The 445-nt window shown below is 34.6% G+C and carries 1 protein-coding gene; it reads right to left on the bottom strand.

Annotated elements, in window-relative coordinates; all coding sequences use genetic code 11:
* The coding region (locus NE664_14080; protein MCQ4727763.1) for a dipeptidase PepV at positions 1-310 on the bottom strand (310 nt) is incomplete at its 3' end.
* Between the last annotated feature and the right edge of the window lie 135 nt (positions 311-445).

Below are 445 nucleotides of genomic sequence, written 5' to 3'. Positions count from 1 at the left end.
CGATAATCCGCCCTTCAAAAGGCGGAACCGCCCACATATCACCTGCCACACATATATCTACATGCGATATAACGCATACATACAATTCCCCTTCCCCATATTCAATATAACCGCAATATCCGTCAAGCATCTTAACTTTAAAGCCCATGCTCTCAGCCAAAGCAAGCACATACTCAAGGGCTTTGTTCATATCCTCGCCAAAAGGCATACCAACACTTCCCTTTTGTTTAACGCTTGGTATCCTGATAAGTTCCTGAAGCGAAAATATCATATTATCTTTTTCATTTTGTATCATTTTTTTCAATGTCATAAATTCATTTCCACCCGCCAGTCAATATAAAATTTATATTAACAACAATTATATCAAATACAAACTTTAAGTATATAGTTTAATACAAGATATTTATATTATTAAGCCGCTTTGACTTTATGCAAATAAATATGA

The organism is Anaerotignum faecicola (assembly GCA_024460105.1).
Lineage (GTDB): Bacteria > Bacillota > Clostridia > Lachnospirales > Anaerotignaceae > JANFXS01.
This window is presented reverse-complemented; position numbering and strand designations above follow the sequence as displayed.